The sequence below is a fragment of the Mucilaginibacter sp. OK098 genome (genome assembly GCF_900142915.1).
Taxonomy (GTDB): Bacteria; Bacteroidota; Bacteroidia; order Sphingobacteriales; family Sphingobacteriaceae; genus Mucilaginibacter.
The window spans coordinates 14086-37200 of the sequence record NZ_FRCM01000007.1; the positions used below are offsets into that span (position 1 = coordinate 14086).

At 42.7% G+C, this 23115-nt stretch carries 23 protein-coding genes; 12 read left to right on the forward strand and 11 right to left on the reverse strand.

Features of this window, described 5'->3' with window-relative positions; all coding sequences use genetic code 11:
* Window positions 1–856 precede the first annotated feature (856 nt).
* The 5 genes from BUE31_RS22605 to BUE31_RS22625 are packed head-to-tail and all read left to right on the forward strand — an operon-like array spanning window position 857 to window position 4045.
* Window positions 857–1648: an SDR family NAD(P)-dependent oxidoreductase gene (locus BUE31_RS22605; RefSeq protein ID WP_083620239.1), complete on the forward strand. Its 792-nt coding sequence runs from the start codon at window positions 857–859 to the stop codon at window positions 1646–1648.
* 53 nt (window positions 1649–1701) lie between these two features.
* Complete coding sequence (locus tag BUE31_RS22610) at window positions 1702–2055, forward strand: YciI family protein (protein WP_073406132.1); 354 nt, start codon at window positions 1702–1704, stop codon at window positions 2053–2055.
* Window positions 2045–3325, forward strand: a complete 1281-nt coding sequence (locus BUE31_RS22615; RefSeq protein ID WP_073406133.1) for an RNA polymerase sigma factor — start codon at window positions 2045–2047, stop codon at window positions 3323–3325. The genes BUE31_RS22610 and BUE31_RS22615 overlap by 11 nt, the downstream gene beginning before the upstream one ends.
* Window positions 3326–3330: 5 nt before the next feature.
* Window positions 3331–3834 (forward strand): LIC_13387 family protein, encoded by a 504-nt coding sequence (locus BUE31_RS22620; RefSeq protein ID WP_073406134.1) that lies wholly within the window; start codon window positions 3331–3333, stop codon window positions 3832–3834.
* A 25-nt stretch (window positions 3835–3859) separates the two neighbouring features.
* A complete protein-coding gene (locus BUE31_RS22625; protein ID WP_073406135.1) occupies window positions 3860–4045 on the forward strand; it encodes a hypothetical protein in 186 nt (61 codons plus the stop codon).
* 524 nt (window positions 4046–4569) lie between these two features.
* On the opposite strand, the gene BUE31_RS22630 is transcribed toward BUE31_RS22625, so the two are convergent.
* Window positions 4570–6858, reverse strand: coding sequence for a T9SS type B sorting domain-containing protein (locus BUE31_RS22630; RefSeq protein WP_073406136.1), 2289 nt, complete (start codon window positions 6856–6858; stop codon window positions 4570–4572).
* A 486-nt stretch (window positions 6859–7344) separates the two neighbouring features.
* On the reverse strand, window positions 7345–7851 hold the full coding sequence (locus tag BUE31_RS22635; RefSeq protein ID WP_073406137.1) for a hypothetical protein: 507 nt from the start codon (window positions 7849–7851) through the stop codon (window positions 7345–7347).
* A 246-nt stretch (window positions 7852–8097) separates the two neighbouring features.
* Between BUE31_RS22635 and BUE31_RS22640 the strand changes: the two genes are divergently transcribed.
* Window positions 8098–9249, forward strand: coding sequence for a DUF3800 domain-containing protein (locus BUE31_RS22640; protein ID WP_073406138.1), 1152 nt, complete (start codon window positions 8098–8100; stop codon window positions 9247–9249).
* A 75-nt stretch (window positions 9250–9324) separates the two neighbouring features.
* Here BUE31_RS22640 and BUE31_RS22645 read toward each other — a convergent pair whose 3' ends face one another.
* From BUE31_RS22645 to BUE31_RS22675, 7 genes are all read right to left on the reverse strand, one after another.
* Window positions 9325–10164 carry an SDR family NAD(P)-dependent oxidoreductase gene (locus BUE31_RS22645; RefSeq protein ID WP_073406139.1) on the reverse strand — a complete coding sequence of 280 codons (840 nt, stop codon included), beginning with the start codon at window positions 10162–10164 and terminating at the stop codon, window positions 9325–9327.
* 249 nt (window positions 10165–10413) lie between these two features.
* Window positions 10414–11505, reverse strand: a complete 1092-nt coding sequence (locus BUE31_RS22650) for an NAD(P)H-dependent flavin oxidoreductase (protein ID WP_073406140.1) — start codon at window positions 11503–11505, stop codon at window positions 10414–10416.
* Between the two features lie 11 nt (window positions 11506–11516).
* Window positions 11517–12281, reverse strand: a complete 765-nt coding sequence (locus tag BUE31_RS22655) for a nuclear transport factor 2 family protein (RefSeq protein ID WP_200801971.1) — start codon at window positions 12279–12281, stop codon at window positions 11517–11519.
* A 1-nt stretch (window position 12282) separates the two neighbouring features.
* Window positions 12283–13017: an SDR family NAD(P)-dependent oxidoreductase gene (locus BUE31_RS22660; RefSeq protein WP_073406141.1), complete on the reverse strand. Its 735-nt coding sequence runs from the start codon at window positions 13015–13017 to the stop codon at window positions 12283–12285.
* Between the two features lies 1 nt (window position 13018).
* Complete coding sequence (locus BUE31_RS22665) at window positions 13019–13240, reverse strand: tautomerase family protein (RefSeq protein WP_073406142.1); 222 nt, start codon at window positions 13238–13240, stop codon at window positions 13019–13021.
* A gap of 29 nt (window positions 13241–13269) precedes the next feature.
* The gene (locus tag BUE31_RS22670) at window positions 13270–13788 is read right to left on the reverse strand and encodes a YceI family protein (protein ID WP_073406143.1); all 519 of its coding nucleotides are present in this window, start codon (window positions 13786–13788) and stop codon (window positions 13270–13272) included.
* 110 nt (window positions 13789–13898) lie between these two features.
* Entirely contained in the window at window positions 13899–14471 is a 573-nt protein-coding gene (locus BUE31_RS22675) for a Crp/Fnr family transcriptional regulator (protein ID WP_073406144.1), read from the reverse strand.
* Window positions 14472–14675: 204 nt separating this feature from the next.
* Here BUE31_RS22675 and BUE31_RS22680 point away from each other — a divergent pair, with 204 nt between their 5' ends.
* A complete protein-coding gene (locus BUE31_RS22680) occupies window positions 14676–14876 on the forward strand; it encodes a hypothetical protein (RefSeq protein WP_073406145.1) in 201 nt (66 codons plus the stop codon).
* 70 nt (window positions 14877–14946) lie between these two features.
* On the opposite strand, the gene BUE31_RS22685 is transcribed toward BUE31_RS22680, so the two are convergent.
* Window positions 14947–15510, reverse strand: coding sequence for an RNA polymerase sigma-70 factor (locus BUE31_RS22685; RefSeq protein WP_073406146.1), 564 nt, complete (start codon window positions 15508–15510; stop codon window positions 14947–14949).
* Window positions 15511–15651: 141 nt separating this feature from the next.
* Window positions 15652–16059: a MerR family transcriptional regulator gene (locus BUE31_RS22690; RefSeq protein WP_073406147.1), complete on the reverse strand. Its 408-nt coding sequence runs from the start codon at window positions 16057–16059 to the stop codon at window positions 15652–15654.
* A 70-nt stretch (window positions 16060–16129) separates the two neighbouring features.
* Between BUE31_RS22690 and BUE31_RS22695 the strand changes: the two genes are divergently transcribed.
* The 5 genes from BUE31_RS22695 to BUE31_RS22715 all read left to right on the forward strand — a co-directional run bounded on the left by BUE31_RS22695 (window position 16130) and on the right by BUE31_RS22715 (window position 23096).
* The gene (locus BUE31_RS22695) at window positions 16130–16585 is read left to right on the forward strand and encodes a hypothetical protein (protein ID WP_143167220.1); all 456 of its coding nucleotides are present in this window, start codon (window positions 16130–16132) and stop codon (window positions 16583–16585) included.
* A 3-nt stretch (window positions 16586–16588) separates the two neighbouring features.
* A complete protein-coding gene (locus tag BUE31_RS22700; RefSeq protein WP_073406149.1) occupies window positions 16589–16918 on the forward strand; it encodes a YnfA family protein in 330 nt (109 codons plus the stop codon).
* A 301-nt stretch (window positions 16919–17219) separates the two neighbouring features.
* Complete coding sequence (locus BUE31_RS22705) at window positions 17220–18194, forward strand: alpha/beta fold hydrolase (RefSeq protein WP_073406150.1); 975 nt, start codon at window positions 17220–17222, stop codon at window positions 18192–18194.
* A gap of 173 nt (window positions 18195–18367) precedes the next feature.
* Window positions 18368–19417 carry a FecR family protein gene (locus tag BUE31_RS22710; RefSeq protein WP_073406151.1) on the forward strand — a complete coding sequence of 350 codons (1050 nt, stop codon included), beginning with the start codon at window positions 18368–18370 and terminating at the stop codon, window positions 19415–19417.
* 217 nt (window positions 19418–19634) lie between these two features.
* Window positions 19635–23096 carry a TonB-dependent receptor gene (locus BUE31_RS22715; protein WP_200801972.1) on the forward strand — a complete coding sequence of 1154 codons (3462 nt, stop codon included), beginning with the start codon at window positions 19635–19637 and terminating at the stop codon, window positions 23094–23096.
* The last annotated feature ends 19 nt before the right edge of the window (window positions 23097–23115 follow it).

Consider the following 23115-nt stretch of genomic DNA (forward strand, 5'->3'; position numbering starts at 1 on the left):
ACCGAAAGTACACAAACAGATCCAAGGAGTTGTTTTGCTGAAACACATAAAATTTGTTTTTGATGTTCTAAGGTAACCACCAATAATGTCAATCTTTTTAAAAACCGACCAAAGAAGAAAACTAATAGACGTTAGGAAGGTTTTACCCGACCGGGGAAAGTGGAGAACGCCTGGCTAACCACGCGCATATTTACTATTCCGTCCCCGCAGGGTCTCCTGAAAGGGACCCTGCGCCGCCTGCCAGGTATGCGATAGAAAATTTATCCCATGCCAAAATATTCTTCAAACCACAACGCAGGGTCCTCTTTGAGAGACCCTGCTGAGACAGAAGCGTTCCATTTTTGCACCCGGAGCACCCGGAACACCGTGAAACACATTGATTATCAATCACTTTCATTTTTACCACCAATTAATGTATTGACTATCAAATAATTAAGTAGTTTTCAGGGAATTCCTTCCACACATTTAGCAGCCAGATAGTGATGCAAGCCCTTAAAGGGAATACCTCCCGGCAGGCTACACGCCGGCAACGCGTCCTATTTTTGCATGCGCGGAACACCCGGAACACTATGAAACATGCTTATTATCAATCATTTATGTCCATGCAGGGTTTCTTGAAAGGCCCCCGCGTCGCCTGCCAGGTATGTGATAGAAAATTTATCCCACACCAAAAATTCTTCAAACCACAACGCAAGGTCCTCTTTGAAAGACCTGCTGAGACAGAAGTCGGCAAATGCAATGACTAAACCACCAAATAAAATAATCCAAATAAAATGTCCGGAAACGTTAGCCCCAAACGTCTTAGTTATGCCGCGTGAAGGATTCACGTGTAATTTCTCAACATAAAAAAAAAATTATGAATGAATTGAAAAACAAAGTGGCAGTGATCTATGGGGCAGGCGGCGAAATCGGCGGCGCTGTCGCAGGTGCTTTCGCATGCGAAGGAGCCAGGCTTTTTCTTACCGGGCACCGCCTGGCGCCTGTGGAAGCAGTTGCCAGGGATATCGTGTCTGCAGGCGGCGTTGCCGAGGCAGCGGAGGTTGATGCCCTTGATGAGCAGGCTATAGATAAGCATCTGCAGTCTGTAGTGGCTAAGGCAGGCCGTATCGATATTTCGTTCAATGCGGTGGGGAACTCGCCAGCTAAGTACCTGGGGGGATCGCTAGTCGATATGGAGCTTAAACAATTCTCAATGCCGATCACGAGCTATACTACATCATACTTTCTGACTGCGCGTTTAGCGGCAAGACACATGCTCCCGAATAAATCCGGGGTGATCATGACCGTTACTGCGCCTCCCGCTAGAATAGGCACGCCAAACGGAGGTTATGGTCCGTCACAGGCTGCCAAGGAGGCGCTTACCCGATACCTGTCGCTTGAACTCGCGCCTCAGGGCATCCGAGTGGTCGGTCTGCAGCCGCACGGCATGCCGGAGACAGGGACAATAAGGGAAATATTTGAATGGAGGGCAAAAACCGCTGGCTTAACCTGGGAACAGTTCGGAGGTTATCTTGCAGGCATGAACCATCCTAAGCGCTTCCTCACACTCGCAGAGATGGCTAATGTAGCGGCTTTTGTAGCTTCCGATAAGGCAAGCGGGATGATGGGAACCACCGTCAATCTGACCATGGGCGCCCTGGACGACTAGTATCTGCTGACAAAAACTTATATAATATAAACATCAACATAAAGAAAACTATTATGACTGAATTTGTATATCTGTATCGGGGTTATGAACTACCTGCATCTCCTGGGGAAATGCAGAAGAAAACTGCCAAATGGATGGCCTGGCTTAAGGATCTCAGTGACAAAGGCCATTTGAAATCACTCGGAGAGCCTTTGCAACCTGGTGGTAAGGTAGTCAAAGGCACAAAAAAGCAGGTTATTGACGGCCCTTATGCCGAAGCTAAAGACGTGGTCGGAGGTTATAGTATCATTGTTGCCAGGGATATCGAACAGGCTGTGGAGTTTTCCCTGGAATGCCCTATTTTCGAGGATGGTGGTTCTGTAGAGATACGACCAATCGGACAGATAGAATTAGGCGATGGATATTGAGGAACATTTTTTCCGGCATGAATTCGGAAGAATTGTTGCCACGCTTACCCAACTTTTCGGAGTCGGTAACTTCGCATTGGCAGAAGATGTCACTCAGGACGCCTTCTGCCGTGCGATGGAGACGTGGAAGTTACGCGGTCTGCCGAAAAATCCTTCCGCATGGCTGATGGCCACTGCCAGGAACCGTGCCCTGGATATCTTGCGCCGGGAGCACACGGCTATAGTGTCCGAGCCAGAACTAACGCGGTTTCTTGAATCGGAATGGACGCTGGTTCCCACGGTAGAGGAGGCATTTAGTGCGCACGCTGTGAAAGATTCCCAGCTACGTATGATGTTTTCCTGCTGTCATCCCCGCCTCTCTGAAGATGCTCAAATTGCACTTATATTGCACATATTATGCGGATTCAATGTAAAGGAGATTGCACAGGCCTTCGTGAGCAGTCATGCCGCTATTGAAAAACGCATCACCCGGGCAAAGAAAATATTGGCGGGATCCACGAAGCTTTTTAATCTCGCCGATGCGGATTTTCCCTCCAGGCTTTCCTCCGTTCTGCAAGCATTATATTTACTTTTCAATGAAGGGTATCATGGATCTTCACCTGACGCAGTGCGCATAGACCTTTGTCAGGAGGCCATGCTGCTAATGAATTTACTCATCGGGCAACCTGCTTTAGTAACCCCCAAATCATATGCGCTTGCTGCGTTGATGTATCTCAACGCGGCCCGTCTGCCAACTCGTTTAGATGGTTCAGATAATCTTGTTTCACTCTTTGAGCAGGATCGGTCTTTATGGGATCATAACCTCATAGCGGAAGGACAAGCGCTGCTTAACCTTTCTGCCTCTGGAACAGAGCTGACAAAATATCATATTGAAGCGGCTATTGCTTCAATGCATACTGATGCCACTAGTAATGAAGATACCGATTGGAAACAGATAGTATCGCTTTATGATATGCTTATGGCTATCCACCCTTCCCCGGTCATTGCACTTAACCGGGCGATTGCCATCGCACAACTGGATGGCCCGGAACGGGGATTGCAGGAGATCCGCGTCATCCATGACCTTTATCGCCTTTCTTCCTACCCGTTTTATCCGGCTACGCTTGGTGAACTTGAACTCCGTCGGGGAAATTACCCGGTTGCGAAAGCGAACTTCTCCACAGCGCTTTCGTTGGCACGCAATCCTATGGAACGTAATTTCTTGCAACGGCGTATAGATACATGCAAAAAAGCAAACGTTCTTAATGTGATAAACAATTATTCAGAGTAAAAATCATGACTAAAATAATTTCCGATAACCCGTCTTCTTTGATATCCGAAAAGAGAACTAATAATAAACGACTGCTGGATTTTCTTCTTTCTCCAGTGGTATTGATCCGCCTCAGCTCGATTTTATTTTTTATTTTAACGATCGGACATACTTTGGCATACCCCTGGACCACGGACCAGGACCTCCGGGAAAAGCAGCTTGTTGCTTCGATGAAATCTGTTGACCTTGTATTTGTGGGAGAGCGCTCAAGCTATTGGAGCCTTTATTTTGGATGGGGACTCTACGTTGCTGTTCTTCTGCTCACATTGACAATTATCCTCTGGTTTTTGTCGAACGTTGCCAGTCTTGCCCCACGCCGTGTGGGCATCATGATTCGAATCATTTCGGCAAGCTGCCTGGCAGGGGCTTATCTCTCTTTTCGTTTTTTCTATATACCACCGTTTCTATTATTGTCGGTTATCTTCATAATTCTGCAGATGGCGGCAGTGCGGTTGATGAGACAGGCTTAATTCTTATCCCTGACCTGATAGAGAAATGGAAGAAATAGTAAAAGATATAGAGCGTTTTTGGTCCGAAGCGATGCAAAACCTTAAAGAGGTTGTAGAAAAAGGTGCCCGTGAAGTGGTGGACCTGCCTGCTCATGAACTTGGCTTGCCACTGCCCAACGTACCATGTTCGCAGGATGAGGAAAACCATTTCCGTCCTCGCAGGGTCTCCTGAAAGATTTAAGTTAACCCACAAAATTGCGAGCTTGGAAAGCGCAATAGGTGGCACCTACGGAGCCTAATATACTGGTTAACAAATTGCTATAAACAGGTGGCCCCGCTGGAGCTATCTCGCGCTTATATTACAATCGGTAATTACCTTTTGCGCAGCCCGGCCTCAGAGAGGCCCCGTGTTTATAGAAATATTAAACATAGGTTTCGACTCTGTAGGAGTCCCCTGCCGCAGTTAGGTGGCCCGCCTTACAGCATAAATTCGTGTTCATGAAGATTTTATGGGTTAACTTAAACCTGAAAGAGGACCCTGCGCCGCCTGCCAGGTATGTGATAGAAAATTTATCCCACGCCAAAAAACTCCGCAAACCACAACGCAGGGTACTCTTTAAGAGACCCCGCTGAGACACAAGGCCACAAGGGAGATCTTGCCTTATGGCAGGCGGGCTACCTAAACACCGGGCACAAGAACGCCATCTCTTTTGTCCAGGGCTGCATTCCCGCCAGGGGGGGACTTTATAAATTGGGCTATCTTAAAATAGTTACCGAGCCCGACAACGTGTGCTTCTCATCTAATTTAATAAGATAATAATAGGCGCCGGTAGCGAGTTCCTTCCCTTTATAAAGGCCGTCCCATTGTTTTGAGTAGCCTGTTGATTGAAATACCCGCTGGCCGTAACGGCTGAATATTTGCACATTACATTTTGGGAAAGCCATGATGTTCTTTATTTCCCATGTATCGTTTATGCCGTCACCGTTGGGGGTAAATGTGTTTGGCGGGACTATTTCAATTACCGTTGTGATATTTACGATGATCGGGCTTGAGGTCACTGTCGGCTGAGTTGTACAAGGCTGGTTATTTGTTAGCATACAAGTAACAACGTCCCCTTCGGCCAGGGAATTGGTAACGTATTGAAGTGAGTTTGATCCGGCGTTCGCACCGTTTACCAGCCATTGAAAAACCGGGGATACACCACCATCAACCGGCATGGCTGTAAATGTTACCGTTCTACCTTTGTAATATACATCTGTGTTTGATTTTATAGCAATAAACGGTGCATATACCTGATTTACCTTTAGCACAACCACATTACTGTTTGCAGTTGTATTTAACTGGCATATTGCAGCATCGCTCATCATTATACAGGTCACCCTGTCGCCGTCATTAAGTTTATCAGAAACGTAAGTAACACCGGTTCCGCTTGCAATATCGTTTACAAACCATTGATAAGTTGGCGTTGTGCCCCCATTTGTTGGCACTGCCGTAAAGCTAACAGCTGTACTTTGACAAATAGTTGTATTATCGGCAGTAATATTTACAGCGCATATTTCTGCAGGACCGGTTAATGTAATCGCATTGCTTGTTGCCGTTGGCAAGGTTAGGCACGGATAGTTACTTGTTATTAAGCACGTAATCACATCGCCTGGTTTTGCACCCGCGTTCGAAAATGTTGCAGACGTACCATTCACGCCTGAATTTAAACCGTTAATTTGCCATTGATAAAGCGGGGATGTACCGCCATTTACCGGAACTGCCGTAAATACAGGAGTAAATTTATCACATATGATTTCGGTATTTGCAGCTATTGTAACCTGTGGTGTTTCAGATGCGATAACTTCAATAGCGTTTGTTGTAACCTGGCATCCTGTTTTTGAAGTAACAACAGCCGAATAATTGCCCGGCGATGTTGCCGTATAAGTACCGTTTAACGGATTAGTAAATTTAAGCACCTTATTGCCCGCAAAATCGGAAACATACAAGCTGTTATTAATAGCTATTGTTATTCCTGAGGCATTTATGTTACGGGCTAATACGGTGCCGGTGATTGCACCGGCATCCCATTCCATAACCCGGTTATTACTAAAATCAGAAATATATTTATTGCCAAACGCATCAACGCAAATATCAACCGGATAATTCAGTTGGTTAGCAGCGTTGCCCGCACCATGACCACCGGCAGCGGTTACCCCGGTTGTTGCGCCGGGAGACCATTCTTGTATCCGGTTATTATTTTCATCACTTACAAACAAATTGCCGGCATTATCAACAAAAAGGCCGGTTGGAATATCAAGCTGTTTGGCTGTCGATCCCTGGCCATGTCCGCCCGCAACAACGATCCCATTAACCGAACCGGGGGCATATTTCTTCACAACATAACCTAATTCTTCCGCAACATATATATAACCGTTATTATCTACAAAAATCCCGGTTGGAGCACTCAGATTAGTAATTAAAGTCTCGCCCGTTACTGCGCCGGGGGCCCATTTTTGCACGCGATTGTTGTGTTGGTCTGCAATATAAATATTCCCGGCAGCATCAGTGAACACCGCTGACGGATGATCGAGCTGATTGGCAGCATTTCCAGGTCCATTACCTCCCGCAACCGTTACGCCCGCAGTTGCCCCGGGTGCCCATTTTTGCACACGGGCATTATAATAATCAGGTATGTAAACATTATCTGCTGCATCAATCCACAAACGGTCGGGGCCATTTAACTGGTTAGCATTTGAACCCGCCCCATGTCCGCCTGCTACAACTACTGGATTACTGAATTTTCCGGCAGTTTGGGTTTCAACTGTTATTCCGTCCTTTTTCCATTCTATTTTTTCGGGCTGCTGGTTGCCGGCAACGGTCAATACACTGCCTGTACATTTTCCGCCGGATATAGTTGCAGTGAATGTACAAGCTGCGTTATTTTTAAGCACCGAAGATGTAACAACGGGGTGGTTTTTCTTTTTGGCTTTGATTGTATCCGGCACCTTATTGCTTATCACAAGCAGGCTATTCCAGCGTGTGGCGGTCTCTTTATTTTTCAATGCGAATCCCGGTGGGATTATAAGGAATAGTATGCCAAAATATATCAGGAAAAATAGTCTGTAGGTCCTCATTGTGCACCCTGTTTCTGTGACATGTTTGTTGCTAAGCCATGACACAGGGCGGCGTAAAGATAATTATTTTATGCCCTTTTAAGTATCGTCAACAACACCTGGATAAAGCTTTTGCATTTGAGGACCGTCAGCACGCTAAATACTGCAAATGCCTCTCCTCCTCCCCCGCCTGCCCAGGCATTTTGCCTGGGCACACAATAATTTAAGCGTCCCGCTTAAATTAAAAACCATCGCTATTTTTAAAAGTAAAAACTCCTATTTATTTCATGTCACGCAATGCCTCAACCGACGAACTTTATTTTTTAACCTTAACCGTAGTACACTGGGTTAGCTATTTTCACCAGGCGGTTATTGATCAGAAGATCGACTACATTCATGAAAATCCGGTAAGGGAGGAATTTGAGGGTGCGGGGCCTACGATAATAGGCTATTTACACCTATTTTTGCATTTTGAATCCTTGTTACGGTGTCGTAATATTTCGTAACGTCATAGTTTATAAAACCTTTTCCGTCCCTCATTTCTGCCAATACTATAACATCATCAGTTATGATTTCAGGCACTATCAAGAAGAAATGAGCAAACCTGTTCCGTTCATCTTGTGCAAATTGAATATCTTTAAAGACTTCACTATGAGGCCATGAATTACTGCCAGTTTTAACAAATCCTTTACTTTCAGCATATCTATTCATCAATGCCAGCAAAGAATCTTTCTTAGATTGAAACGTAAGTCGATCCAAAATTATAAATCTAAAGTCGACTCTTTTATTGTCATTGTTCGGGGTAAAGTAATCCATCAATAAATGTTCGATTGATTTTTCGAGTAGATTAAAGGTATCTATCAATTTGCCACGGTAGTAATAGGCTTGTTCAATATACTGGTGTCGCCAAAGCGAATATTGCATGCCGTTATCATCATTCATAAATTGTCAGAGTTTCGCTAAAAATAGTAAATATATTCCGTCCCCGCAGGGTCCCGCATCGCGGATCCTGCGATGTATCGCGCTGATGGTGTGTAATAACCCACTGTCAAATCACCAGCCAACTCTTCGAAATATAATGTAATAATTCCTATATTTACACATGACCAGAACCCGGCACGACCTAAAGAAAATATAAAAACGCACAAAGCTCTGTTACCAAAAGAATGGCTGTAAAATAAAGTTAAGATGATCAGAGAACCCGCGTTAATCCTTATTGATGAATTTGGTAATACCCATATTGACTTGTCCAAAGACGGCACGTTCTCTCATTTCATTTATGTGGCGCTAATCATCCCGCTTAAGCACAAGACCGAAGCGCTCAGTATCCGTAAGCAGATTAGTAAAAGTAGTTTTTTTGGAAAGGAGTTAAAATCCAGCAAACTTGGGCCAAAAATGTTCGACCGCAGACTGGCGGCCTTAAAAGAACTCGTCGGTGGGCTTGATTTCACAGTAGATATATTGGTGATTGACAAATCCAAACTTGATGAGGCGGACGGGTTGAAATACAAACAAGTATTTTATAAATATTTTCAAAACCTTTTCGTTGCCAAATACAGCCAGCGTTATGAGTCCTTCGAAATTATTGCCGATAAAGTTGGCGAGGCATTCAAGTATGAACTACAACAGTATGTCAGGGAACATGGCATACAGGCTGATCTTTTCAATCCAAACCGGACATTTCACTTAAAGGACGATTATACAGAAGAACCCTTGCTCCAACTGGCCGACTTGGTTTGCGGTTCAGTCGGCAAGATATTCTGCTCCAGCCATGCCGAAGCCCGGGCCAAAGAGCTTTTCCAGGCGGTCCATACTCGAGCATCGGTCGATTATTTTCCCAGTCAGCAGAAAGTATTTCTGCCGGCCGAAAAGAACCAGCAGGTTGATGAGCAGGTAGGATCGGTTACTATCAACCTTGTACTGGATTTCATGGAGAATAATCCGCTAAGAACCCAGCAGGAATACCTTCGCATGATCGATTACCTGCTGCTACATTACAATATTGACCGGGAAAGGGTTGTTCCCACATACGAACTGCTCCACTACCTAGAGCAATTCGCGCCGGGTACTACTGAAGAAAAAGTCAGGTATATGGTTCGCACGTTGCGATACGAAGGCTTGTTCATTGTAAGCCATGCTGGAAAATCGGGGTATAAGCTGGCCGCCAATTATCACGATATCGAACAATATTTTAACCATTTTCTGAAGTATGTCATCCCTATGCTCCAAAAGGTAAAAATATTGAACGAGTCCATTTCGGCCAGCACCTATAATAAAATAAACCCACTGGAAAAGGATGAGACTTTTCAGCAATTAAAAGAATTATTAAGCGCGCTGTAAAAACAATAGCCTGTTTGACTACCCCCTCTGGCGCAAATCTGATATGCCGGGTTAAGGCCCAAAAGCAACCACCCATCACCCAAAATCCGCCCCCAAAGTAACTCCCTTCCACTTCTCCAACTCCGCCCCCATTGCCACCAGCTTTTCCGAAGCCCTGTTATAAGCATCATTCCCAAGAAACAGGTGCATCGGCGGCTCCGGGCTTTCGGCTAATTCCATAAAGATCTCTGCAGCACGCTCCGGATCACCGGCTTGCTGGCCGTTCATGGACAGGTACCGCTCCTGGGTGTTTTTTACGGCTTCGTAACCGGCTATTTTGGAGGTGGTGAAAGCAAGTGAGTCTTGGGTCAAAAAGCCGGTGCGGAAACCCGATGGTTCGGCTACGGTAACTTTAATTCCAAATTCTTTTACATCCAGCGCAATCACTTCCGAAAAAGCAGCCACCGCAGCTTTGGTAGCCGAATAAACCGACCAGCCCGGCGCACCCACAAAACCCGCCACCGAACCAATATTTATAATATAACCAGATTGCTGGCTGCGCATCACCGGCAGCACGCTCCTTACCACATTAATAGTTGCGAATATATTTACATCAAAAATGTCGCGGATCTTCTGCTCCTCAATTTCTTCCACAGTTCCGGCCATTCCGTAGCCGGCATTATTAACCACCACATCAATCTGTCCGAATGCCGCCAGCGTTTGCTGGATAGATTCGTCAATACAATCCAGGTTATTCAAATCAACAGCCAGCGGGAGAAAACGGTCGCTGTCTATCAAACCAACCGCCTGGCTCAATGAGTGTGCATCTCGGGAAGTTGCGGCAACCCGATAGCCGTGGTCAAGCAGTTTTTTTACGAGGGTGAGTCCCAATCCCCGGGAGGCCCCTGTTACATACCATACTTTTGAAGTGTTCATGGTTTAAAGTTTTTAAATGTTTTTAATTCAGTTATCAAATAATTTTTCTTTTTCACCCGCTGCCGCGAAGCAGAGAGGGTCGCCCATCCGCTGGCTAGCGGAGTCGGCGGGGTGAGTCAAACCGCCATGCATTTGCGTCAATGCATTTGCGTCAATATCGCGCGCAAATTTACCCACCCGTCCGCTAGTCAGCGGATTCGCTCGACCTCCCTCCCTTCCGTAAACGGGAAGGAGGGAAAGAAAATAACATTACCCTATAGCTTTTAAATGATCAAAATGTGCCGTAGTTTCTTCTATGACAGACTTCATCAGTTCCCCGGCTTTTGTGTGTTTCAATACCGGCGCTATCTGGCCGCCCCAAAATAAGATCATATCCCATTTTTCCTGTTCTAAAGCTGCTTTCCTTAAATGCGACATAAACTGTGTTTGCAGCGGGAACGGTAAAAAGTCTTTCTCTTTATGCACCAGGTCCTTTGCAATGCGGCTGGTTATCCCCCTGCCAAGCCGCCCGGTAAATGCCCGCGATAAGGAAGTGTACTTAGCCGCATCTGAAAACAGCATTTGCCGGTGCATGGCTGTAGCGTTTGATTCATCAGTCGCCAGGAAAGCGGTGCCGATCTGCACGGCATCGGCGCCAAGCGTTAATGCTGCGGCAACACCCCTTCCGTTAGCAATACCACCTGCGGCAATAACCGGGGTCTTTACTTTTTCTTTGATCAGCTGCAACAATACAAACGTTCCTGTAGTGGATGATTCCGCAGGTGCCAGGAACGATGGCCGATGCCCTCCGGCCTCGAAACCTGATGCGATGATCAGATCCACACCTGCGTTTTCCAAAACAATTGCCTCATCCAGCGTAGTTGCTGCTCCAACGGTAACAATCCCAAGCCTGCGGCATTGTTCAAGGATCACGGCAGATGGGATGCCAAACATAAAGCTGAACACCGGTGGCCGCTGGTGCAGGATCACTTCCACCTGGTTTTCAAACCGGGATTTGAACGGTGCAGGTTTTTCAGGCAAAGCAATTCCCAGCTCATCAAAATAAGGCTTGAATAATTGTTGCGCCTGTTTAAACTGCCCGTCTGAAACTGTACCATCCACGGCATCCGTATCCGAAACCCACAAGTTAATATTATAAGGCTTATTGGTGGCCACCTTGATCTGCTGATCAACTTCAATGATCTCCTGCGGACTTAACGTATAGGCTCCATAACCCCCAAGCCCCCCGGCGTTTGATACGGTTGATACCAGCTGAACAGATGACAGGTTGCCGCCAAACGGCCCCTGCAGGATGGGATACTCAATGCCCAAAATTCCGGATGCTTTTGTTTTGTACCACATGGCTTTAAAATTTATTCGGCCACATCGCTGATCATCTTATTAACGATCAGCCAGCGGTTATCAATTTTATGGAATGACAGGAACTCGTCATAATTGAAATCGTACATTTTAACATGTACTTTGGCAACAGCTATGGAGTTCACCACATCAATAGAAATGATCGTCCCTTTAAATGGTTTGCCCGAATCTTTCGGACTTTGGCGATTAGCAACACCGTCAAGGTATTGCTCAAGCGTTTTGGCATAAGGCTGCCCCTTCACATCCCCGAACAATAAGGTGCCAGGATGAAAAATGTTGCCCAGGGTATTCACATTACCTTCATAGATCCCTTTGAAATAGTAAGTCTCCAATACCTGGGTGATTGCTAATGAATCTTGCTGATTATTTTCCATTTTGTTTGAATTTTGTGCTTTTGATACCAATACTAAACGTCGGGCCCCGTGCGATTCCCTCCTGTCTCCTTTTTTTACCCTCTTTGCGAAGCAGAGAGGGTCGCCCAGCGAAGCGTCGGCGGGGTGAGTCAAACCGCCGTGCATTTGCGCCAATGCATTTGCGTTAATATCGCTCGCATATTTACCCACCCGGTCGACGCTTCGCTGGACCACCCTCCCTTCCGCAAGCGGGAAGGAGGGAAAAAAAGCTTGATTTAATGACATTGTCCCTTCCCCAGGGAATGAATCGCACCACCCGCTGCTTTTTTTTGATTCTTCTAACATATTTGCTTTTGATACCAACAAAGTGCAGGCCAAAAAAGCAGTTAATAAAAGCGTTTTCATATTAACCCAGATTACGGCCGGCTCCTATACCGCCATCTACGTTGATGATAGCGCCGGTAATAAAGTTACTCTTTGCTACTGCATAAACCATTTCTGCAATGTCTTCCACTTCGCCAACACGGTTCAACAGGTGCAATCCGGCGGTTTGATCGGCATTATCACCATGCATCGGGGTGCGGATAGTGCCGGGCCCAATTGTATTCACCCTGATGTTATCCTTTCCAAACTCGGCTGCCAGCTGTATAGTAAGCGCTTGTATTGCGCCTTTTGACGCCATTTGCGCGGTAATGGGTACTCCCGCAAGAGCATGGTTAACCAGCGGCGTGCCAATATTGATCACTACGCCATCATGCTGCTTAAGCATTTGCGGAATAAAAGCCTGCGTGGTAAAGAAAGTACCCTTCAGGTTGGTATTCAAAAACCGGTCGAGGTAAGCTTCATCCACATCAAGGAATGGCCTGGTTTCAAAAATGCCGGCGTTGTTCACCAATACATCTGCCGAGCCAAATTTTGCTATTGCGGTTGCTACAAGTTGTTCACCTGTTTTTTTATCGCTTATGTCGCCGGCAACCATAGCGAGGTTTTCGCCCCCACCCAGTTCCTGGTAAGCCTGCTCCAATTTTTCAGCAGTTGATGAATTGATCACCACGTTGTCGCCATTTGCTAAAAAGTGGCGGGCTATTTCTTTACCTATCCCCGATGATGCACCGGTAACTATTATTGTTTGCGTTTTCATTTTATTTCTTTCTTTCAGCAGTAATACCTTTTTCTCTCAACACAGATACCTGTTCTCCGGCATGGCCCCAGTCGTCCAGGTCATATTCCTGGATCACTACGAAGGTTAGTTGCGGGTCTTTATTCAGCACATCACTCAACAGGTCGGTTACCCCTTTAATCAGTTTCTGCTTTTGCTCTCTTGTAACACCTTCACGGGTTACTTCTATTTTTACGTATGGCATGGCTTTAATTTTTAAGCTAAAACTGCTTTTTAAGCAGCTTTAGCGGTTACACTTACGTTCAGTTCAAAATCATTGTAGATCAGGGTATCGCCTAAATCCTTAAAGAAATTACCTGAGCGGAATTTCATTTCATATTTGGTACGATCAATTACCAGCTTACCTGTTGCGGTTAATACATCGCTGTTTACATTGATCACTACATCAAAACTAACAGGATGTGTAATGCCTTTGATGGTCAGGTTACCTTCAACCTGGTTACCTGTAACCGAGGCGATTTCCAATATTGCTTCCGGATATTTTTGGATAGAGAAGAAATCATCAGAAGCAAGGTGACCGGCGAATTGTGCGTTGGTTGCGGGGTCAGTCACATCCAGTATTTTGATGGAGGCGGTATCAATAATGAATTTACCGGCGGTAAGTTTACCGTCGTTCAAAATAATTTCACCTTCTTTAACAGCTATGGTGCCATTGTGAGCACCTGTTACTTTTTTGCCTACCCAGTCAATATTGCTTTGGGCGCTTACGATTTTAAATTTTTGATTTTCCATTTTGTTTGTGTTTTTAATTACATAACAAAGTACGGCAGGAAAATTCGGGTACCTGTGTGACCTACATCACATTTGAAACAGGTTATAATTTATGTGATCCAGATCACATCTTAAGCATGGTATAGCCGACTAAGGGTCTCTCTCGAAACACCCAGGTATGCAGCTATCAGGTTTTTAGGGACGATATTATAAAGCTCCGGGTATAGTTTCAAAAGCTCCTCATACCGGTATTTTACATTATTATTCATAAAGGATAGCAGTCTTTTTTGAGCGGCAACATATCCTTTATTGGTTCTCCACCTAAAAAAATGCTCCACATTGTGGAGTTCGTTACAGAGCTTTTCTCTATCGCTATTGCTAATGCAAAGCACTTCTGCATCGGTAATACAGTCTACATTGATGGTAGCTTTGGTATGATTATACAATGCATTGAAATCAGAAGTCCACCAGGTAGGCATTGCAAACTGCAGGATAAACATTTTCAGGTCATCATTGATAAAGAAAGACTTTAAACAGCCTGAAAGCACAAAGTATTCACAGTCCACCATATCCCCGGCTGTTATTATAGACTGCCCTTTTTTAAACGACAGCGGTTTAAAATGAGAAAAAACATAGGAAAGCTCATCATCAGTTAACGAAGCTATTTTGGCGATATGCTGTTTTAAGACTTCTTTGGCTTCCATCTGTAAATAAATTAACGGTCTTAATTAAGATTTTTGAAAGTTAAGAATTCTTATAGAAAAAAGTATAAAGATCGGGGTTGCTTTATAGTCCGAAATTTGCCGGCTAAGGGTACATAGAAAATTCCTTTTTGGAACTTTTTCTTATTTAAAATAAATTATTTATACATTCCACACTTTATAACGTACAACATTTAAAATAATAGTATGAAACACGATGAAGTGGTTGCGGCGCTCAAAATAATTGCAGACAAAGGACTGGCAATAAACTTAAGTAAGGATGATTTGCAAAGCTTAATATCCTATAAACTGATTGAGGTTGCAAAAGGTGAAGAAAATGAAAGATCTCCGGCAAGTACATTAACAAAAAAAGGCAAGGTAATGTTAAAAGCAAACTCGAAGGCGTAGATAGTTACTAATACTAAGCAAATTAAGAGTGTTCCGTTCTTCAAATTAAAAGCGCAGGTAGTTTAAGTAATTAAAACAACAGCATATAGGTTACATGCTTTAATAAGCGCCTTAACTTATCCAAAGCAATGCCAACCTGCCGCTCAACCGTTTTGGGCGAAAGGTTTAACTTAACGGCAATCTCTTTGTATTTCATGTGGTCAAACCTGCTCATCATAAATATCTCGCGGCATTTTTCGGGCAGGCTTTCCAGCGCAATATTTATTTGCCTGGTCATCTCTTTTTCTAAGTATGGGCTTTCGGCAGACAATACAACCTCACTTAAAAGCTGCTCTCTTTCGAGGTAATTAACATACAGGTTTTCAATTTTTTGATGCTTTAAATAATTCAGGCATTTGTTTTTGACAGACTTAAAAAGGTAAGAACCAACTGTTCCTGTGAAATTTATCTCGTGTCCGTTTTCCCAAAGTACAACAAACATATCAGATACTATTTCTTCGGCTGCGTCAATATCATTTAAAAACCGATTGGCAAACAACGTAAGTTTTGAATAATAGATTTTAAACAGGCATTCAAAAGCCCTGGCATCACCCTGAGTTAATTTGGTAACAAATAAATCATTCTCCGAAGCCATTAAGTGTAGTATGTGTTATATCAAATAATGAAAGTTATATTTCAAACAAGGTACTTAAAAAATTAAAAATCGCATAATTAACATTCATATAATAGTAAATTAATAAGTAAGAACAAGAAAATTATAAATAATCTCAGGTTTCTAAAAATTATCAGAAACCAGTATAGGGCAGTTATCTTCCGGCTGTTCGGGGTTACAGCAGTCTTTACATTTCTTCACGCCATTAACAAGTTGATTACGCAGCGCGATAAGACCAAGTATTTTTGCATCCAATAATTCTACTTTCGAAGCTATCATATCGCTTACATTATTACAAGTAGCCTCTTTAATTGCTATCATGCCTACCAGGTCTGCAATTTCATTTAGGGTAAACCCAAAGTTTTTTACCCGCTTAATGGTACGAAGCGTTTCCAATACATCTTCCTGATATTCTTTATAATTATTATCGCGCCTGTCCTTTTTCCCTACTTTAATCAAACCTTGTTTTTCATAAAAGCGGATCGTATCCCTGGAAAGACCTGATTTTGAAGATAATTCGCCTATTAACATAACTATTTCAAATTTTTACTTGACAGTGGAGTATACTCCACTGTTTATCTTTATATCAAAGATAAACGATATGAAACTATTTACGATGTCCTGTTTATTCCTGTTGATGGTTTGCCATCCGCCGGCACAGCAAACTAAACTGCCTGAGCCAAAAAAAGACAGTGTGCTGCATATAAGTGCTGCGCAATACGACAAGAATCAAAACACAATTGCCATGCTAAAATCCGATAAAAAAGCATTTACCTGCAAACTTAGTTCGCCAGAATTGCAAAAAAGAAAAAGCACCGTGATTGCTAAGCTTAAGAACATGATTGTGGAAAAGGTTGAATTAAATAATGGCTTCTCTTACAAGTTCAAAAATTCCGATGCGACAATAGATCTGTTGGCAGACTTCATTAAAACCGAAAGGCAGTGCTGCGACTTTTTCAATTTCAGTATGTTTGTTTCCAGGAACCAATATATCCTGATGGATATTTCAGGACAAAAGGGTATCAAAACATTTATCCACGATGAAATAGGCTTATAAAACATGGCATTGCTTAAATCTCTTAGCGTATTTATATTAGCAGGGCTTTGTGAAATTGGCGGAGGTTACCTGGTCTGGCAATGGCTGAAAGCAGATAAGCCGTTATGGTATGGCATTATTGGCGGGATCATCCTTGCTCTTTACGGTGTGGTTGCAACCTGGCAGATAGCTGATTTTGGCAGGGTATACGCTGCTTACGGTGGTATTTTTATTATCATGGCCCTGGTATGGGCATGGAAGGTTGACGGCTTTCATCCCGATAAATGGGATATTATCGGCGCTTTGGTTGCTATTATTGGCGCCTGCATTATTATTTATATGCCAAGAAAATAGGCATATTCGAGCCGATGAAGTTGCTAAAAATGTCACTTATGACCTTATGATGCACCACTTTTTGTAGCTATTGGTGCACCATTATGACCATAGGTAGAAATAATAATAATCGACAGATGGCAATTTATATTGTCATATATTTATTAACGACACATTGTTTCTGATCTTTTCTTCAAATAAGCCGGTTCGAAAGATTTCTTTAACATTTAATTTATGCAGAAAATCTAAAATAATTTTCTCGCTATATTCTAATACGAATCTTTTCGTATATTCGTTTTTAATTCGTATAACATTTACTAATATGAAAAATGCAATTATCTATGTTACACTATTTTTATTTGGATATGTTGCCTGCTGTCAAAGCAAACCTATTGGTATTGATACAACAGAAATAATTAATATTGGCCGTATAAAACAAGTCTTCAGCATAAAAGGTAAGGACGCTACAAAGCCTGTCTTATTGTATTTGCATGGTGCAGGTGGAAGTAATTATTCTTTAATCGCCAATGCTGATAAATTAACATCAAAACTACAGGAGCATTTTATTGTAGTGCTATGGGACCAACGGGAATATGGCAAAACCTCTCAGTTAAATAAATCGCCCGAACCGCTAACCGTCGGGCTTCTGGTAAATGACACGAAAGAGGTTGTTGACTATTTCCTTAAAAAGTTTAACCGAAAAAAACTCTATATCGCAGGGCATTCTATGGGCTCTGTGATGGGGATTTCCATCGCTCAAAAATATCCTGAACTGTTATTTGCGTTAGTTGAAATGAGTCCGCCTGTAAACGGGATAGCAAGTCAAAAAATTGGGCTGAATATGCTGAAAGCACATTTTAAAAAAATAAATAACGAAAGAGCGGTTAAGGAATTGGCTACTATTAAACTGCCAGCCAGGGATTTTGAATCCCTTTTCATTAAATACGTTTGGCAAACTGAATATGACGGAGAACATATCAGCGACACCTTGAGGGCCCAAATAAAACCTATGATGAAACAATGGATGGGAACCTCTGCCGCATCATTATCCAATGAAGTGTTTGAAATGAACTTTTTTAAACAGTTTCCTTCGCTGGAATGCCCTGTTTATTTTTTTGTTGGCAGAAAAGACTATATGACCAACGCGGCAATCAGCGAGAAATATGAGCAAAAACTATGGGCACCTAAGAAGCAATTGTTTTGGTTTGAAAAATCTGCCCACGGAATTCCCGATACTGAACCCGAATTGATGCAGGAAATAATTATCACAAAGATATTACCTGATACACAATACTAATGCAAACATAAGTATTAAGAAGAACAGGGGTATCAACTTACCACAGTGCTTTAAAAGCTACAAAAAGTGGTGCATCATAACCCCCAAAATAACAAAAAGTGTCTTATTGCCAATTTATTTTCTAACACTTTGGGGGTACGGGGTTATTTAATTGTCTGACAGATATCAGGACAATGGATAACGAAGACATTAAATTATTATTGGTAAGATATATTACCAACCAGGCAAGTGCTGCAGAAGTAAAAGAAGTAAAGCACTGGATAAGTTTACATCCTGAAAATGAGCTTTATTTTGTTGAATTGTATGAAGCCTGGCAAAATATGCTGTATATACAAACTGAAACTATTGACGAGGAAAAAGCCTACCAATTGTTTTTGGCCAAAACAGCACCGCAAAAGCAAACTGTAAACCTGTTAAAATGGGCTAAAGTAGCAGCTGTTTTGCTTTTCTTCATCCTATCATCTGTGTTTATAATATACCGTTACCCATCTCACAACAAAACTAAAAACCAGGTTGTCGCCCAAAATGGTTCTGTAAAAAAACTTGTATTAAATGACGGTACTATAGTATGGCTTAATGCCGGTAGTACCCTCAAATATGATGCTGATTTCGGCAAAACCAACAGAACCGTTTACCTTGAAGGAGAAGCCTTTTTTGATATAGGGCATCCTAAAAAAGCTATCCCCTTCCTTGTAAATACAAAAAACTATACCATCAGGGATATAGGTACCAAATTTAATTTAAAGGCCTATCCGAATGATCCGTTTTTTGAAACAACGGTAATAAAGGGCGAAGTTGCTGTTGAAGGCAATTCAGATACCAATCCGCAGGATGTTAATCGTGTTTATATAAAACCTCACCAGGTGCTTAAAATATACTATCGCCCCGAAAAAGCTGACAGTAAGGAGATTGCCCGGCCACGGGATTCGTACAATGAAGTGCGGGTATTGCAGATCGACTCGGCAAAAATGGAAGTTTATGATGGATGGAAAGATGATCTGCTGGTTTTTGACGGCAGCACATTGGGCGAGATTGCCCGGGTGCTTGAGCGCAGATATGATGTAAAAATTGGCATTGATAGCCGCGAGCTGCAAAACATAAGGTACTCCGGCAGCTTTAAGAATGTGCCCGATATTGACAAAGTTTTACATCTTATAAAACAGAATACCCCCATCAGCTATACCATTGATGGACAAAAGATAACTATTACCAAAACTAATTGATCACTTAAAAAAAGAAACGATATGGCAGAAAACTAACCAACCAATATAAAAATCAAACCCGGGATGCGCTAACACCCCGGGAAATGTATTCAATTAATAGCTAATACCCTAAAGCTTGGGGAAGCACAGTATTAACTAATTAACACACAAATTTATGATATTTTTTTATAGAAGACCTTCTATTGCCATGAGGTCGTGGCAAAAACTGCTCATAATTATGAAACTCGTCATCATTTTGCTTTTTACGGGAATTCTGCAAATACATGCGGCAGCCTATTCGCAAAACACTTATAATTTTAATGAGCAACGCATCTCGGTTAAGCAGATGTTCAAAAAGATAGAAAAAGCGGGAAAATACACCATTTTTTATCGCCTGGACCAGGTAAAGCTGGATCAGAAAGTGCAGATCAATATCAAAGACGCTAGTATTGATGACGTAATGAAACAAGTACTGCAAAACCAGGTATTGGCTTTCCAGGTTATGGGCGACATTATTGTGATCAAACCGCTCCAGGATAAGAATGCTGCTGATCAAACAATCACCGGTACAGTTACCGATGCTTCAAATTTGCCAGTACCCGGTGTAACCGTTAAACTAAAAGGCAGTACTATAGCGGCCAGTACTGATGCACAGGGAAAATACAGCATAACCATTCCAAACGCTAATGCCGTACTTGTTTTTACTTTTTTAGGCTTCACTACGCAAGAAGTATCTGTAAACGGGCAAACAGTAATTAATATTAAGCTGGTTGAAGAATCAAAATCACTTAACGAAGTGGTGATTGTGGGTTATGCAACCCAAAAGAAAAAGGATTTAACAGGCGCCGTAACCGTAGTTAATATGGCCGACCTTGTTAAAACCCCAACCTCATCCATTAATAATCAGTTGCAGGGGCAGGCTGCAGGTGTTTCGGTTATCGGATCAGGTCAGCCGGGGCAGGAACCCCAGGTACATATCCGTGGTTTAAATACTTTCGGTAATAATACGCCGCTATACGTAATTGACGGTGTGCCAACTACTGATGTAAGTACGCTTAACCCTAATGATGTGGAAAACATGCAGGTGCTTAAGGATGCCGGCTCAGCATCAATTTACGGATCAAGGGCATCAAATGGCGTTATCATTATCACTACAAAAAGAGGCAAAGGCAAGGTAAAAATACAATACGATGCTTACTACGGATCTCAAGTGCCAAAAGGCGGTAATGTTTGGCATACGCTTAGCTCGCAGGAAATGGCTAATTTAAAAAGGGAAGCTGAAGTAAACTCGGGTGTAACCGATTTTTCGGACCAGCAATATGGTGATGGGCCTACTTATGTTTTGCCTGATTATATTGCACCGGCTGGTGCGCATAACGGCGACGCCTCTGTTAATCCTTCCCTTTACTACGTAAATCCGTTTTATACCGATCCTAATGATTACAATAATTTTTACAGGATTACAAAAGCAAATAAAACAGGCACCGATTGGTTCCACGAGGTCTTTAAAACGGCACCTATAACCAGTCATAACCTTTCATTAAGCGCTGGCACCGACCAGGGAAGCTATCTTTTCTCGTTAAATTATTATAACCAACAGGGCACGCTTATTAATACATATGAAAAACGTTATACCATGCGCTCAAACAGCCAGTATAATGTGAGCAAGCACATTAGAGTTGGTGAAAATCTGGCTTATTCTGTTATAGACAACCCACAGGTTTCTATCAACAACCCGGATGCTGTTATTGCCCATGCTTTCAGAGAACAACCAATCATCCCGGTGTATGATATTAAAGGCAACTATGCAGGCAGTGATGGCCCTGGCCTTGGAGATTCTGCCAATCCGGTAGCTATTCAGCAACGTACCAAAAATGATAAATCATTAAGTTATCGCTTGTTTGGCAATGCCTTTGCTGAGGCCGACCTTGTTAAATCTTTAACCCTGCGCACTTCATTCGGTGGCGAGCTAAATTCAAGTACGGCTCATTCATTCACTTATCCCACCTATGAAAATGCAGAAAACTCATCATTGAATCAATATAGTGTAAGTTCAACCAGTGGTTATGATTACACCTGGACAAATACGTTATCCTATCATGAGGTTTTCGGCAAAAATGATATAAAAGCGCTTGTTGGTACCGAAGCTAACCGAAACGGTGAAAGTGGTTTAAGTGGAAGCCGTCAAAATTATTATTCGTTCGATCCAAATTATGTAAATCTTTCAACAGGTGCCGCCGCCGGGCAAAGTAACTCCAGTTATCATAACCCGGCGAGGTCATTGTTTTCCTATATAGGAAGAATTGACTACGCATTTGACGATAAATATTTATTAAGTGGTGTAATAAGGCGCGATGGGTCTTCTGCATTTGTAAGTCAGTATGGCTGGTTCCCGGCCATAAGTGCAGGCTGGAGGATCTCCCAGGAAAATTTCATGAAAAATATTTCATGGATCTCTGACCTTAAGCTCCGCGGAGGATATGGTATTTTAGGTAACCAGCTAAATATTACATCAGGTAACCAGTTTACCAATTTTTCAAGTGCAATTGGCCAGTCCTATTACGGTATCGACGGCACAAGCATAATCCCGGGGTATTATGAAAGTGATAAGGGAAACCCTGCTGCTAAATGGGAAAAGGATATAAACAGTAACGTAGGTATTGATGCTACTCTTTTTCATGACATGGTATCTGTTACTATAGATTATTACCGGAAAGACATCCGCGATCTGTTATTTAACCCTACCCTGCCTGGTACCTATGGCGATCCAAACCCGCCTTTTGTAAATATTGCAAAAATGAAAAACACCGGTATTGATGCTTCTATTACTGGTAACTTTAAAATCAGGAACGACTTTAAGATCAATGCCACCTTATCATTAACTACCTACAATAACAAGATCCTTAAAGTAGCAACCGAATCTAATTATTTTGATGATGATTTTGGAAGAAGGGTTGGAACCAACTTAGTACGGAACCAGGTCGGCCATTCAATAGGGGAGTTTTATGGATATAAAGTTGTAGGTTTCTGGAACTCACAGGCTGAAATAGATGCGGCAAATGCTAAAGCTCAAAAGGCAACCGGTGACCCATCGGCAGTTTATGAAACCGATATGGGAGTTGGCCGTTTTAAATATGCCGACGTAAATGGCGACGGCCAGGTAACAGATGCCGACCGTACTTTTCTTGGTAATCCAAATCCCAAATTCAGTACCGGGCTTAACCTGGGCGTGAATTATAAACAATGGGATTTCAGCATCTTTTTATATGGAAACTTTGGCAACAAAGTATGGAACAACGTTAAGTACTGGAGAGATTTTTATTCATCATTCGGAACGGCAAAAAGCCATACGGCACTATATGATTCATGGACTCCAACACACATGAATGCCAGCGCGCCTATCCAGGAATTAGGAGGCTATTTCAGTACCAATGGTGCAGCAAACTCTTATTTTATTGAGAACGGAACGTACCTGAGGGCCAAAAACGCCCAAATAGGCTATACATTTTCATCGGCAGTTTTAAAGAAGATCAGCGTTCAAAAACTAAGGGTGTATTTATCTGCCGCCAACTTATTTACCATTACCAAATATTCAGGGGTTGATCCGGAGCTTCCGGGCACAACAACAGATTTTGGGGTTGATGAAGGTACCTACTCAAGCTCGCGTACATTTTTAATTGGCGTTAATCTTTCATTATGATGAATATTTTAAATATAAC